At 65.3% G+C, this 14,240-nt stretch carries 12 protein-coding genes and 1 pseudogene; 6 read left to right on the top strand and 7 right to left on the bottom strand.

The window, feature by feature from the left end; all coding sequences use genetic code 11:
- Positions 1-30: 30 nt before the first annotated feature.
- Together MMSP_RS20850 and MMSP_RS20845 are read left to right on the top strand one after the other, a co-directional pair.
- A complete protein-coding gene (locus MMSP_RS20850) occupies positions 31-1,212 on the top strand; it encodes an adenylate/guanylate cyclase domain-containing protein (protein WP_369797363.1) in 1,182 nt (393 codons plus the stop codon).
- A gap of 290 nt (positions 1,213-1,502) precedes the next feature.
- The gene (locus MMSP_RS20845) at positions 1,503-2,090 is read left to right on the top strand and encodes a hypothetical protein (RefSeq protein WP_036426801.1); all 588 of its coding nucleotides are present in this window, start codon (positions 1,503-1,505) and stop codon (positions 2,088-2,090) included.
- Positions 2,091-2,101: 11 nt separating this feature from the next.
- On the opposite strand, the pseudogene MMSP_RS20840 reads toward MMSP_RS20845, so the two are convergent.
- Positions 2,102-3,921: pseudogene (locus tag MMSP_RS20840) on the bottom strand (serine/threonine-protein kinase PknH/PknJ).
- Positions 3,922-4,199: 278 nt separating this feature from the next.
- Here MMSP_RS20840 and MMSP_RS27650 point away from each other — a divergent pair.
- Positions 4,200-4,343 carry a hypothetical protein gene (locus MMSP_RS27650; RefSeq protein ID WP_015356755.1) on the top strand — a complete coding sequence of 48 codons (144 nt, stop codon included), beginning with the start codon at positions 4,200-4,202 and terminating at the stop codon, positions 4,341-4,343.
- 12 nt (positions 4,344-4,355) lie between these two features.
- Here MMSP_RS27650 and MMSP_RS20835 read toward each other — a convergent pair whose 3' ends face one another.
- The 5 genes from MMSP_RS20835 to MMSP_RS20815 form a co-directional block, all read right to left on the bottom strand.
- Positions 4,356-6,728 (bottom strand): FHA domain-containing protein, encoded by a 2,373-nt coding sequence (locus MMSP_RS20835; protein ID WP_020788211.1) that lies wholly within the window; start codon positions 6,726-6,728, stop codon positions 4,356-4,358.
- 45 nt (positions 6,729-6,773) lie between these two features.
- Complete coding sequence (locus MMSP_RS20830; RefSeq protein ID WP_020788210.1) at positions 6,774-8,627, bottom strand: serine/threonine-protein kinase; 1,854 nt, start codon at positions 8,625-8,627, stop codon at positions 6,774-6,776.
- Positions 8,628-8,808: 181 nt separating this feature from the next.
- A complete protein-coding gene (locus MMSP_RS20825) occupies positions 8,809-9,372 on the bottom strand; it encodes a secretion protein EspD (protein ID WP_172607302.1) in 564 nt (187 codons plus the stop codon).
- A 121-nt stretch (positions 9,373-9,493) separates the two neighbouring features.
- Positions 9,494-9,805: an ESX-1 secretion-associated protein gene (locus MMSP_RS20820; protein ID WP_015356752.1), complete on the bottom strand. Its 312-nt coding sequence runs from the start codon at positions 9,803-9,805 to the stop codon at positions 9,494-9,496.
- 60 nt (positions 9,806-9,865) lie between these two features.
- On the bottom strand, positions 9,866-11,044 hold the full coding sequence (locus tag MMSP_RS20815; protein WP_020788208.1) for an EspA/EspE family type VII secretion system effector: 1,179 nt from the start codon (positions 11,042-11,044) through the stop codon (positions 9,866-9,868).
- 1,461 nt (positions 11,045-12,505) lie between these two features.
- Here MMSP_RS20815 and MMSP_RS20805 point away from each other — a divergent pair.
- A complete protein-coding gene (locus MMSP_RS20805) occupies positions 12,506-12,925 on the top strand; it encodes a VOC family protein (protein ID WP_015356750.1) in 420 nt (139 codons plus the stop codon).
- Positions 12,926-12,993: 68 nt separating this feature from the next.
- Here the strand turns inward: MMSP_RS20805 and MMSP_RS20800 are convergent, their stop codons facing one another.
- Positions 12,994-13,626, bottom strand: coding sequence for a hypothetical protein (locus MMSP_RS20800; RefSeq protein WP_020788204.1), 633 nt, complete (start codon positions 13,624-13,626; stop codon positions 12,994-12,996).
- Positions 13,627-13,697: 71 nt separating this feature from the next.
- On the opposite strand from MMSP_RS20800, the gene MMSP_RS28940 reads away from it, so the two are divergent.
- Both MMSP_RS28940 and MMSP_RS28935 read left to right on the top strand, forming a co-directional pair.
- The gene (locus tag MMSP_RS28940; RefSeq protein ID WP_020788203.1) at positions 13,698-13,883 is read left to right on the top strand and encodes an Lrp/AsnC family transcriptional regulator; all 186 of its coding nucleotides are present in this window, start codon (positions 13,698-13,700) and stop codon (positions 13,881-13,883) included.
- Positions 13,884-13,904: 21 nt separating this feature from the next.
- The gene (locus tag MMSP_RS28935; protein ID WP_020788202.1) at positions 13,905-14,123 is read left to right on the top strand and encodes an Lrp/AsnC ligand binding domain-containing protein; all 219 of its coding nucleotides are present in this window, start codon (positions 13,905-13,907) and stop codon (positions 14,121-14,123) included.
- The last annotated feature ends 117 nt before the right edge of the window (positions 14,124-14,240 follow it).

Genomic DNA, 14,240 nt, shown 5'->3' with positions numbered 1-14,240 from the left:
GGTGGCGTCGCGGCGTTATACGTTGACGTCGTGGAGGACTGCGTGGACCGGGCACCCGAGCCGGCCGGCCAGAACACCGACGATCTACTCGAAGGACTCGAGGGTGCCGCCCGCGCGGAACGTGCCGAGCTGATCGACTGGCTGTTCGGCCAGGGCATCACCGCAGCTGAGATCCGCACGACCAACCCGCCGCTGCTGCTGGCCACTCGCCACGTCATCGGCGATGACGGCACCTACGTGTCCAGCCGCGAGATCAGCGAAACCTACGGCATCGACCTGGATCTGCTGCAGCGCGTACAGCGTGCGGTCGGCTTGGCGAGAGTGGATGACCCGGACGCCGTCGTCTACATGCGCGCAGACGGCGAAGCCGCCGCATACACGCAGCGGTTCATTGAGTTGGGGCTGAACCCAGATCAGATCGTGCTTGTGGTGCGCGTGCTCGCCGAGGGCCTCTCCCGCGCGGCCGAAGTCATGCGCTACACGGCGTTGGAGGCGATCATGCACCCGGGAGCCACCGAACTGGACATCGCGAAGGGGTCGAAGGCGCTGGTGAGTCAGATCGCGCCATTGCTGGGGCCGATGATCCAGGAGATGCTGTTCATGCAGCTGCGGCACATCATGGAGACCGAAGCCGTCAACGCCGGTGAGCGGGCGGCCGGCAAGCCGTTGCCAGGTGCACGTGAGGTCAGCGTCGCTTTCGCCGACCTGGTCGGCTTCACCAAGCTGGGTGAGGTGGTATCGGCCGAGGAGTTGGGCCAGCTCGCCGGCCGGCTGGCCGATCTGGCTCGGGAACTGACCGCCCCGCCGGTGCGGTTCATCAAGACGATCGGCGACGCCGTGATGCTGGTCTGTCCGGATCCGGCGCCGCTGTTGGACACGGTGCTGAATCTGGTCGAGGTCGTCGACACCGACGATGCCTTCCCTCGGCTGCGGGCCGGGGTTGCGTGTGGTCGGGCGGTGAGCCGGGCCGGCGACTGGTTCGGCAGCCCGGTGAACGCGGCGAGCCGGATCACCGGGGTCGCGAGACCCGGCACGGTGCTGGCCGCGGATTCGGTGTGTGACGCCGTTCGTGACACGGCCGCCGGTGCTGGATTCGAGTGGTCATTTGCCGGGCCGCGGCGTCTGAAGGGAATCAAGAACGAAACCAAGCTGTTCCGGGTCCGGCGAAACCTTGCGGACCTTGCGGCCGACACCGCAACAGAGGGCCGTTAGCGGTGGGCTGAGGTTGACTCGACGTCATATGGGCAGGCCCGGAGCGACTCCCGGGGGCGTTTGGTCCGTCTTACGCGGCGCTTACGCGGCCGGATTCCACCCCATTCTCCGGCACTTGAGTTCGGTCTGTTCCGGGCCTGCTTCGCTAACAAAAATACAACCATGAACCGCTGATAGCAACGGTTTTTGTGCTGTTGGGTGCAACATTTGCGAGGCGGCGGTGGTCCGTTGGGGGTTCGCCGCCGGCGAACAACGATTGCTTTCACTTGTAACTATATAATCATATAATCATGAAAGCACATCATCACATGCACGGGCGCCGGCACGGGCGCTCCGGCGGCTGGCAGCAAGCCCAACAACCTGACGCCAGCGATGCCGCCGATTGGTTTGCTGGACGGCTTCCGGAGGACTGGTTCGAGGGCGCCCCCGCCGTCGTTGTGGACCGGGAGGAGATCACTGTGATCGGCACGTTGGGGGCACCCGAGAATTCCGGATCGGAGCAGAGCAAGGCGCATTCAGAAGGGCGAGCCTCGCGATTCCGCGAAGAGACCCGGGCCGAACGGATGAATATCGCCGACGAGGCACAGGAGCGCTACGCGCGCAAGGTGTCCTGGGGCGTCGACGTTGTCTCCGACGCCGGCACGGAGCGAATCCTGTTCACCCACATCGCGGTTCCGGTGATGACGCGCCTGAAGCAGCCGGAACGCCAGGTGTTGGACACGCTTGTCGACGCCGGCGTCGCCCGGTCCCGCGCCGATGCTCTCGCGTGGTCGGTCAAGCTGGTCGGTGAGCACACCGAGGAGTGGCTGGACAAGCTGCGGACCGCGATGTCAGCGGTCGATGACCTGCGCGCGCAGGGGCCTGATCTGCAGGCCTGACCGCCCAAAGCTCAGTACTTGGTTTCCTTGTGGATCTTGTCGACGATCTTGTCGGCGAGTGCACCGCCCTGGTCGGTGATGTGGTAGCCGCACGAGTTGATGTCGACGATCACGTTGTTGGCCACGCTCATCGCGCGCTGGCACTCCCAGCCTTCGGCGCCTTCCTGGGTTTCGAGCATGGTGATCCGAGGCGGGCTACCAACAACCTGGGCGAACGTCCATCGGTAGGTCTTGGATTTGTTCGTCACCGTCACCGTCTTACCGGCACAGTTCTTCCACTTGCCCGCCATGGTCTCCACAAACGAGCTGGCTTTGGCGGCCGAGGGAAACGACACCACGGCCTGATTGACCTAGTGGTCGTTGTTGTCGCCGGGTTCCGAGGCCACCAGGCCACTGATAGCCGTGTATCCGGTGCCCGAGTAGACCGGGTCTTGGCTGGTATACAGGGCGCCTTGGCATTCCGGCAGCGACAGCGTCACCGGTGACGCATCCATCGAGGTGATGGGTTTACCGGGTTGGATATTGGATGCCCCCATCACGGAGTTGACTTCGGCGGGGCTCAGCAGCAGAGAGCTCAGCCGGTCCTCGGCTATCGGTTTGGGCGGCGGCGAGGGCTTGGGCGGTTGGGTGATCATCCAGACACCAATTCCACCGACGATGAGAACCAGCACGATCGCCACGGCGGCCACGATCGGCCATGGGTTGCGGCCGCGCGGTCCCGGACCCTGCGGGCCCTGATTCCAGGTCGATGGGCCGGCGGGTTGGCCGGGCGGCGGTGCTCCGCCCCAACCGGCTCCCTGGTAGTACGGCGGGCTGGGTAGTAGGGCGGTTGTTGCGGCGTGGGCGCAGGTCGCGGCGGGGTGGCCGCCGGGCCGGGCCGCGCCGGAGGAGTGGCCGCGGTGGCCGGCATGGTCGGGGGAGCGGCGGGGTCGGGAGGGCCGGGCAGGGTTGCTTCCTGGCTCCGGCGCAGGATGTCGGCGGCGTGATCCTGATCGGGGTTGTTCAGCGCCTCGTGGGCGGCCAGCGCCAGATCCCCCGCGCTGGCGTAACGGTCCCCGGGCTGTTTAGCCATGCCGCGCGCGATCATCGTGTCGAAGGCCTTGGGGATGCCGGCGCGGACGGTGCTGGGCTGCGGGATGGGATCCATCATGTGCGCGGTGACCAGCATGCTGGCGCTGTCGGCGCGATAGGGCGGGCTCCCGGTCAAGCACTCGTGCAGCACGCACGCCAAAGCATAGATGTCGGCGCGGTAGGTGACTTCGTCGTTGGAAAACCGTTCAGGCGCCATGTATTTCCAGGTTCCCACCGCGGTGCCCAGTTGGGTCAGCTTCTCGTCGGTGGTGGCGCTGGCGATGCCGAAGTCGACCAGGTAGGCAAAATCCTCGCGGGTAACCAGGATGTTTTGCGGTTTCACATCGCGATGCATCACGCCCGCGGCGTGGGCCGCGTCCAGCGCGGAGGCAACCTGGGTGATGATCGCTACCGCGCGTGGCGGGGTCAGGGGGCCAAAGCGCTTGAGCAAATTGTCCAGATCGGTGCCCTCGATCAGGCGCATCTCCAGGTACATCTGCCCGTCGATTTCGCCGTAGTCGTGGATCGGCACCACGTGAGGTTCCTGCAACCGGCCGGTGATGCGGGCTTCGCGCTTCATGCGCTCCCGAAACACCGGGTCCTTGCTGAAGGTTTCCGACATCAACTTGACCGCGACGGTCCACTCTTTGACGGTGTGCTCGGCCTCGTAGACTTCGCCCATCCCGCCACGGCCCAGCAGCCGCGTCAGGCGGTAGGGCCCGAACGTGGACCCCACTCGCGAGCCCTGCGCGTCGCTCATCGTTGATCCTCCCAATCAACTCGCAATGTCGCGACCCTACCAATTTCCTGGGAACGGCGGCGTCACTCGCAAATCACCAAGGGGGAAGCCGCCGGCGGCGAGCGGCGACCGTTCGACCCGCGCAAGACGGGCAGCGCCGCGCCCAAAATCCCTGGCCTCGGCTGACCGATGGGCCGGCAAGGATCCGTCAATAATGCGGCAAGCGCTGCGGCACATGCTTTCCCGAACGCCGAACCCCGCCGACCCTGTCGGCGGACCCGCTATTGGAAGGAAAGACGATGCTGTCGCTGCGGTGGGGTGGCATTGGCGGGCGCGGTTGGTCATACGTTGTCTACAACGTCGGGTATCGGCTGTTGTCGCTGCAACTGTCGTGCGGGCCGCTGGCCGTGTGCGCAGTCCCATTCGTCGTGAAGCACGTCTGAGACAGCCCGGTTTCACCTGCGGGCTTTTCGTTGCGGATCGAGCTGCCTGAGTCGCCAGGCGATCAGGGTCACCAGTACCGCCGCCTGCACCACACACGCGCCGGCCGCGATCAGCCAGCTGCTGACCTTGTAATCCCACAACGGATCCTGGTCGCCGCCCGCGGCGCGACGCAGGTCGTTGAGGTCGACGGTGGAAGCGGCCATCGCGTAGGCCCAGCGCGACGGCGACAGCCACGCCAACTGCTCCAGCGGGATCCGGCCCTTGACGCCGAACATTCCGCCGCACAGCACCAGCTGGGCCATCACCACGAGCACCAGCAGCGGCATGCCCCGATCGGCGTTGCCGATCATCGCCGAAATCAGCAGGCCGATCATCATCGACACGACGGTGACCGCGACGACCGCCACGGCCACTTCGACCGTCGGCCAGGGCATGACGATGGACTGGTCGGGCGCGGGTAGAAACGCCGGGCCCAGGAACCCGAGGATCAGGCCCTGCGCGGTGGTCAGCGCGGTGAGGACAACCAGCTTGGAGGCCAGGTAGGCGCCGCCGGACATGCCGATGCCATGTTCGCGGCGATATATTGCCTGCTCCTTGACGATTTCGCGGATCGACGCGGCGCAGCCCATGAGCGCGCCGCCGATGATCAGCAACACCAGCAACTGCGCGGGCTGGGTCGACCGCAGCTCGATCGCCTTGGCCAGCGAGAGCCCGGCCTTGCCGGGCACGGCATGGGCGAACAGGCTCAGCAGCAACGGCAGGACCAGCAGGAACACCGCATACTGACGGTCGGCAGCGATGACCGCCACGTATCGCCGGCACAGGATCGCGAATTGCGCGAACGCGCTTTGCTGTGCGACCGGCTTGGTGGTGCGCGCGGCGGCGGGGTGCGCCGGGCGTTGGGCCGGGTGCGGGGTCAGCGCCGCGCGCAGGGGTGAGGCATTGAACCGGGCCGTCCAGTCGGTGGCTTTGTCCTGCTCGAGAAGGGTGAAAAGGTCGGCGAAGTCTGTGCAGTTGAAGTAGCTCAAGGCTTGCTGCGGCGGACCGAAATAGGCCAGACGTCCGCCAGGAGCCAGGATCAGCAACCGGTCGCACATGTTGAGATGGGCGATGTTATGGGTGACCACCACCACGGAGCGACCATCATCGGCTAGGGAGCGCAGGGTCTGCATGACCGACTTCTCATAGCCGGGATCCAGCCCTGAGGTGGGCTCGTCCAGAAACAGCAGCGACGGTTTGGTCAGCAACTCCAGTGCGACGCTGGTGCGCTTGCGCTGGCCCCCCGACAGGCTGTCGATGCGCTGGTCGGCCTGCGTCGTGAGCCCGAGCTCGGCCAGGACTTCTTCGATGCGCTGTCGGCGCTCCTCAGCGGAGACGTCTTGGGGAAACCTAAGTTGCGCCGCATAATTCAGCGCCCGCCGCACCGTCAGTGGGATGTGCAGGATGTCGTCTTGGGGAACGAATCCGATGCGGTGTCGCAGCTCCGCGTAGTTGTCGTAGAGGTCGCGTTCGTCGTATCGCACTGTGCCGCTGGTCGCCGGGTGGAATCCGGTTAGGGCGCCCAGCAGCGTGGATTTGCCCGCGCCACTTGGCCCCACCACGGCCAACAGGCTGCGCTGTGGCAGCACGAAGCTCACGTCGGACAGCAACACCCGACCCTTCTTGGTTACCACCCGCAGGTTGGACGCTTCATAGGAGACGTCGCCGGTGTCGACGTACTCCACCAACCGGTCACCGGAGAGGTGCATCAGCTGGTGCCCGATGCCGACAATGTCGTTGGGCCCGATCAGCGCGCGGGTAATGCGGTTGCCGTTGACGTAGGTCCCGTTGGCGCTGTGGTTGTCGACCAGCTCCCATTGGTCACCGGAGCGCCGCAACACGGCATGGCGCCGAGACACCAGCAGGTCGTTCAACAACACGTTGTTGTCCGCTCCGCGGCCGATCGTGACGACGAGCTGGTCGATGGCGTGCACCGTGGTCGGCGCCCGGGCGACTGTCGTTCCGTCCAGCGGGTCTGGCGCAGCGGCGACGTTGCGCCCCGGCTGCGCCTCGGGCGCCTGGATCGCGGGGTGGAGCTCGATCGCCTGTCCGGAAGACGCGGACCCCAGCAGCACCGTGACGGGCTGGTGGATCGGCACGCGCTGCACCGGCGTGCCGCCGACGAACGATCCGTTGCGGCTGCGGTTGACCAGCACCCATCCCGCCGGCGTCGGCTCGAGGACCGCGTGCAGTCGCGAGACCCGTGGATTGTCCAGGCGGATATCGGCTTCGGCGGCCCGACCGATGGTCCAGGCCCGGTTTGGTGTGGCATGCCAGGTGCGTCCGGCGGCCCGGAGTTCCAGGCGGGGCGGATTCGTCGTCGCGTCACCGATCCTGTCGTGCATGCATCGCCTCCGGTGCGTCTACCCAGCTCCGATTGTCGTGGTTGTTCATGAGTGTGAGGACCACCAGTCGTAGAGCTGGTCGAGGTTGGGTCCGGGCGGTTTTGCGGCGACGAGTGCGAATACCAGCGTTCGCTCGTTGCTCCACATCACCTGCGGTTCGGCACCCTTGTAGATGCCGCAGGCGACCTGGCCGAGGACGGTGTTGGGGTCCTGCGTGTGCCACCACGTTCCTGGTGACGCCTTTCCATCGGGGCAGGTGAGGATCGAAAAGGTTCCGATGAACGCGGTGAATGCGTTCTTGAGCGCCGAAAGGTTGGCGTACAGCCCGTAGGCGGCCACGGTAGGCCCGTCGGCATCGGTGTTCTTCTTGCACTTCACCGATGCCACTGCGCCCGGCATCGGCCGCGTCTCGGGCGTGCACGCACCCGCGGGGTAGCCCGACGGCGGCAGGCCCATCAAGCGGGTTTGGGCGTCGGGGCGCCGCGATGTGGTCGACGGTGCGGGTGTGGTTGTGGCCGTGCTGCCGGTTGTGGTTCGTGCCGTGGTGGAGGTGGTTCGTTGTCCGGTTGGTTGCGGGTTGTCATCGTGGGTGGCCGCCCAGATGGCGATCGCGACGAGGATCATGACCAGGATTGCTACGGCGACGCCGGAGACAATCGCCCAGGGATTGCGAGCACGCGGCGGCCGCTGTGGGACACCTGGATTCCATACCGGCGTACCGCCAAGCTGTTGCGGCGCCAGCGCGCGTGGCGCCGCGCCGGGGGACATGCCGCCATCCCAGGGCGGGGGCGCAACGGGGGAGTGTGCCGGGGCAGCGGGATGCGCGCCGGGGGACCAGGCCGGCTGGCCGATGGGACCCGACGGCGGGTGGGTCGGCCCTGAGGGCCCCGACCTGGGGATCGGTTCGGAGCTGTAGGCGGGCATTGGGCCAGAGCTGTGCTGGGGGTTGGCCGGCCCGCAACGGGGCTCCCGCCGGTGTTCGAGGGTAGGCTGCTCGACGACCTGGCCTGGCAGGGTGGATTGCTGGCTGCGCCGCAATATGGTCTCTGCCTGGTTCTGATCGGGGGTGCTGAGCGCCTGGTGGGCGGCGGGGGCCAGGTCCCCGGCGCTGGCGTAGCGGTCTGCGGGTTTCTTGGCCATGCCGCGCGCGATCACCGCATCGAAGGCCTTGGGGATTTCCGGGTGGACCGCGCTGGGCTTGGGGATGGGCTCCATCATGTGGGCGCTGATCAACAACCCGGCGTTGTTGGACTGGTAGGGCGCAGACCCGGTCAGGGATTCGTGCAACACGCATGCCAGCGCGTAGATGTCGGCGTGGTGGGTGACCCTGTCATTGGTAAACCGTTCGGGGGCCATGTATTTCCAGGTGCCTACCGCGGTGCCCATCTGGGTGAGTTTCTCGTCGGTGGCCGCGTTGGCGATGCCGAAGTCGACCAGATAGGCGAAATCGTCGCGGGTGATCAGGATGTTGGGCGGTTTGACATCGCGGTGCATCACCTCGCCGGCATGCGCGGCGTCCAGTGCCGAGGCGATCTGGGTGATGATCGCTACCGCGCGTGGCGGGGTCAGGGGGCCGAAGCGCTTGAGCAAACTGTCCAGGTTGGTGCCCTCGATCAGGCGCATCTCCAGGAACATCTGTCCATCGATTTCGCCGTAGTCGTGGATCGGCACCACGTGGGGTTCCTGCAACCGGCCGGTGATGCGGGCTTCGCGCTTCATGCGCTCCCGAAACACCGGATCGCTGCTGAAGGTATCCGGCATCAACTTGACCGCGACGGCCCACCCTTTGACGGTGTGCTCGGCCTCGTAGACCTGACCCATCCCGCCACGGCCCAGAGGGCGGATGAGGCGGTAGGGGCCGAACATCGACCCTGCGCGCGCACTGGGCGCCTCGCTCATCGTTGACCCTCCAAACCAACCGCGACCCAGCCGACACTATCAACGTTGGACCCAGGAAACGGGTGTCAGGATTGTGTCGGGTCGTGGTGGCTACTCGGTCGGGGCAACCATGCGGGCTCGAGTTCGCCGTGCGCGGGTCAGCGAGCGGGTACGCACCCGTTGCGGCGGTCAACCTCGTTGGTCAGGCGAAACCACATTGCTCGCTGGCGCTGTCGTGGGCGGAGCGGTCGTCGCCGTAGCGGGTCGCGAACACCTCAGCCTCCGCGGCGGCCGCTTCCTCCGGCGATGGCAAGCTCCACGTGTTGCCAACGAAGTCCTGCAACTGTTGGACGCGTTGTTGATCTCCGTCCGCGGCGTGCGTGAGCTTGTTGAGGATGAAGGCATATTGCGCCGCCTGCGCCTTCTGGCGAGCCAAGTCTGCCAGCACCAGGATCTCGGAGGCGAGCTGCGACTCGCTCATCCGTGCCACCTTCTTCGACAGCTCTATATCTTCGGTCCGGCCGTCCATCAACGCCGAAACCGCTACGCTTCCTTGAGGATTCGTTACGGTGAATACTGCGATCTCGTCTTCTTCCGGTTGCTCCTGTGGTGCGGGGGAGTCATCCGCGCTGGCTTCGCTGTCCTGGGCCCCTGCCCCGGCGAAGCCGACAATCGGGTCGGCTGTCCACCGCTGCTTTCCGTCTGGGTCCCAGAGATCTACGGCATCGAAATCATCGCTGTCGAAGTCGTTTCCGGGCAAGTTCACCACCGCGTCCCTTCTGACCTTGGTGTCGAGCATGGCAAAGTTGGCTTCGCGCGCACGCGTCGGCCAAATCGAAAAGCTGCCCCGTGCGTACGCCGCAGCGCGACGCACGCACCGAAGCTGTTCAGCTGAATAACGATCCGAGCGCCTTGCTCCACGTGTCGTCGGCCTCGGTGTATGCGCGTGCCGCCGTACGCAAATTCTTGGCGAGGTCGATACCGGCGCTATTGAGCGAGGAGCCAAGGGCGGAACGGGTACTTTCATACATCTTCAACGTGGTGTTGAACTGCGAGCAGTACGAACCGTGAGTGACCGTCACCGATTCGCTTAGCCCAGAGGTGACTTCGGTCCCGGAGGTGGCGCTGGCCGCCGCATTGTCGTGGTGCGACGCCAGCACACCGAGGAGCTCGGGCTGCACTTTCAGGTTCTCCGTCATTGGTGGTATCCCTTCCGTCTAGCGTTGCTTTGCGCGGTCGATTCGGCTGGTCAGGTGGGGCTAGCCGGCGCGTCGCTCCGCGATCCGCGCAGCGGCACCCACCCCAACTTCAACTGGCGCGCGTTCGGCATCTTCGGTGCCCGCCGCGGCGCCTTCCGAGTACTTCTTGCTGGTCGCGCCTTTCGATACGGCCGACGCGGGATGCATCCCGCCCATGCCCTGGCCCCCCTGCGCGGAAGCCGCTTGCGCATGTTCGCCGACCGGTTCGCTGGAGACTCGGGTTGGGTCCTCGCTGGTCAGACGCGGATCCTGGCGTGTCGCGGCCGAACGCAGCTGGGCCACGTTGGGCATGGAGCCGAAGCCGGACCCGCCGCCAAGGCCGAGCCCGCCGGGCAAGCCGGCCGAGCTGACCAGGCTGGCCGAATCCGCCGCGCCGACCGACCCGGCCGAACCGGCTGCCCCGGCTGCCCCGGCTGAGCTGAAGAAGCTGGTCAATTGGGACAAGCCGCCGCCCATACCGCTCAAGCCGGGGATGCCGCCAAAGAAGGACTGCAGTTTTGATCCCCATTGCGACAGCAGTGAGGAAGCCCAGGAGACGAGCTTGTTCAGCAGGTCCTTGAGGAATTCGAACGGGTGGGTCAAGAATTCCCACACCTCTTCGAGGATGCCCTTGATGATGTCGACCACGTCCGAAACGACGTCCGCCACGGCCTCCGCCAACAACTTGGCGAGTTGGGCCAGCAGGCTGACCAACTTCATCGAGTTGATCAGGGTTTTCACGACCAGATAGGCAAGCGCTCCGCCGACGACGGCCATCGCCGCCGCGCACACCGGTGCCTGGAACGCGGCCGACATGGCCCACCCGACAATCGGGATGTAGGTCAGGCCCACGGCGACCGGACGGACGAACTCGAGGCCTTTCTTCGCGTCCTCGAGGATCTCGCGCGTTGTCTTGACCGCGCTGGCCTGATCGGCGATCAGCTTCTGAAGCTCACGATCCAGCTCCGCCAGCTCTTTGAAGAAATTGACGTGCTTGCGGTTCTTGCCGGAGTAGTGATCGGCGGCCGAACCCAGCCAACCATCGCCGGGGAACGCCGACCCTAGGTCATCTAGGGTTTTGCCAAAGAACGACAGTGCGGAGTCGATGATGCCGCCGTCTTCGGGCAATCCAATCCCAAGGAGAGCGTGCAAACCGTTGATCGCGCTAATCGTGGGATCGATGATGAAGGCTCTGCTCATGGCTACTACCTGCCCAACGGTTGTCGATTCCGCGCACACCGCATGCGCGGATTGAATTACAGGCTTGGCCTTTCTTGGTAATCCTGATTCCGGCAGATGTCAACGATTTTTTTGTTGACGATCCTGAAGCTGGCGTCGTCCTCGGCTTGGTGATCGACTCGATGGGCTTCGGTTGCCAGGTGCTTTGCTGTGACTTTGCTGAGTGTCGTGTCGGGTTGCTGGACCCGGGCGCTGGCAACCGCTCCGCGGGGCATTGGCGGGCGTATCGGAATCGGTATCCGCCTCGAGTCGATGCATCAGATACGGGCGTCGCGCGTGCGAGATATGTTGCTATAGAGTTGATTTAGGCGCTGGTGGGGCCGCTTCTCGCGGCGGCTTCACGGCCAGCGTGCGTTCGTGGGGCCGGCGCATCGGCCTGGGGAAGCGTCCTCGGCCGAGCCGCCTCGGCGTCACGCTAGCGGCCGGTGGCGGAGTTGCGCTGTACGATCGTCCCAGTTACCCGGGCGTCGCGTGCGCTGGGCGACTCGGCCGATGCCGAAATGGTCCGCAATACCTTTGGGGATGGGGAAAGTGTCCGCGGCTGACGTCCGTCTCGGTATTTGGGTCGACAGAGCTTCGCGGCACACTATTAACGGCATCGAACTATTAACTATTATCGATCTCTGGTGTATAAATGTCGCGAATTATCGCGGCGAATACCATTGCGAATTGCCGCAGCTGTGGTTCGCGTTTAGCGGGCTCCGCGAGCAACCGGAAACTCGAAAGGCTTTGGAGTGGACGTGCCGAGGTGCCCGATATCCGTGGCGGTTTGCTACCAAGCCATTGCGGCAGTTCCGCATGGTGAGACGGGTTTGCGACGTGCTGGACCGCAATGGAGTCCCGGCCTTGCGGGCCTCGCGCGAGGCCTGGGTTTCACCCAGGTGCAGTTACCGTCGCTGCTGGCAAGAAGATCAGCGATCAAGATCACATTGGGCGGTGCGGCGTGACTCGCAGGCAAATGTTGCCATGGGACACAGATCCTGAGAGCTGCTAGCGATGTATGCGTGAATGATATGAATGCAGCAAATCCATCCGGGCTGTCGCCGCTGCGCCGCGTCGTCGTGCCGAAAAGGGTTGGGGTGCAGCTTTGCTCCGGGCCGGACGTGGCTCGCTGGCGGGTGAGTTCGCGGCCTCTGCGGGCTACCCGGTGCCCAAACGATGCCGGGAGCGTGCCGGACATGCCGGCCAGACGGGCGGGTGGCCGGAGGAGTCCGTTGCCATACTGTGGGTTGCATTACCCAATGTGGTCGACAGGGCCGATTGCGGGCGACATCGTCGGCGTTGCACCGGGTGCTAGGCGCGCCCTCGAGTTGGGCCGTCACATCGCACCCGCACCGCGCCGCCAGCCGTGCTCCGTGCGCCGTGTCCCGTCCCCCCTCGGGGCCCGCCGAGTAACAGTCGGCACAGACGGATAGGGAAGCCATGAAGATTCACCGCCTCGACCACCTAGTGCTCACGGTTGCCGACATCGACGCCACCATCAGGTTTTACACGCGGGTGCTGGGCATGGAGCAGGAAACGTTTGGCGGCGGGCGTAGAGCGCTGCGATTTGGCTGGTCGAAGATCAACCTGCACCAGCGGGGCGCCGAGTTCGAGCCGAAAGCCCAGCGTCCCACCCCCGGAAGCGCCGATCTCTGTCTGATCGTGGAGGATCCGATGGACGCGGTCGCGGCGCAACTGCACGCGGCGGGAGTGCCGATCGTGGACGGGCCGGTACAGCGAACCGGCGCCTGTGGGCCGATCATCAGTGTGTATGTGCGCGACCCCGACAATAACCTCGTCGAACTGTCGAACTACCTGGACGCTGATGGCGGGCCGGACCAACGGCTCACTGGCGTTTGACGATTCGTCCGTGGACATTAGTGGACATCGTCGGTCGGTTTGTCCGTGTGGCGCCGGCCGGTGAGGCATCACCGGGCCGCGGGGGCCAGCATGACTACCCCGAGGGCGCCGACGACGACGTTATCAACCAGGATGGTCAGGCGCCGGGTGCGGGCAGTGCTACCAGCGCCAACGACCGCACCGATCCAGACCAGCAACAACTGCCACAGCAGTGACGCCAGCCCGACGCCGGTGACAACGGCGATCGCGGCGCTGCCCCCCAGCGACTGTTCCAGCGTGGCGGCTATCGCGGTGAAATAGACCAACGTCACGGGGTTGATCGCGGTCAGGCCAAAAAAGAACGCGAATCGATCGCTAGAGCGCGGTGATTGCCAGTGCTGAGTCGCCGGCTCGCAACGCCGCAACCCTCGTGCGATTCCCGCCGCGGCCACCACAACCAGCAGGAGTGCGCCGATGACTTCGGGCCAGGAGCCCAAGCCTTCGACCGCCGGCCCCGCAAAACGTCCGACCAGCATCGCTGCGGCGCAATACATCACATCGACACACGACACCGCGGCCGCCGCCACCGCGGCGCGACGAACTCCTCGCTCGACTCCCTCTCGCAGCAGCAGCACGCCAATCGCGCCTAACGGCACCGCGACGCCAAGCCCGGCGGCCAGTCCGACTCCGAACGCCGAGGCAATCCCCGCAACAGCTGACATGGCTACCCACTATCGCGCCGAGTCCAACCTTGCGATGACAAATGTCTCAGCTCAGCCAGTAAATTCTCAGTATGGACGACATTGACAGTGAAATTGTCGACATCTTGGCCCAGGATGGCAGAGCATCTTTCAGTGCCATGGGGCGCGCCATCGGACTGAGCACGAACGCCGTCGGGGCAAGAGTCCGACGGCTAGAGACCACCGGCGTCATCCTCGGCTACCGGGCAGTGCTCGCCGCAGAAAAGGCTCCGAGCTGAGGAATCGAGGCATTCGTCGACGTGCGTCTTCGATCAGAACAGGACGGCGACCAGTTTCTGGCATGGGCGGCCAAGGACCCCGCCATCAGCGACGCTGTCCACGTAACCGGGCCTTATGACTACCTCCTGCACATCCGGGTTCGCGATACCGCCGACCTAGATCGCCTCCTGCGGAGGCTGAAAGCCGCCGCAGGGGTGGCCCAAACCCAAACACGCATCGCACTGCGATCCCAGCACTGAACCCAAACCCATTGCGGGAGCGGACCGTGTCACCGTTTCCATCCGGCAGCTAGGGTATGGCTCGAAGAGCAGTCCGGTCCGGGCAGATGCGCTGTCGGGCAGTTACTTTGGTCACAA

Origin of the sequence: Mycobacterium sp. 012931 (genome assembly GCF_000419295.1) — a bacterium.
Taxonomy (GTDB): Bacteria; Actinomycetota; Actinomycetes; order Mycobacteriales; family Mycobacteriaceae; genus Mycobacterium; species Mycobacterium marinum.
This window is presented reverse-complemented; position numbering and strand designations above follow the sequence as displayed.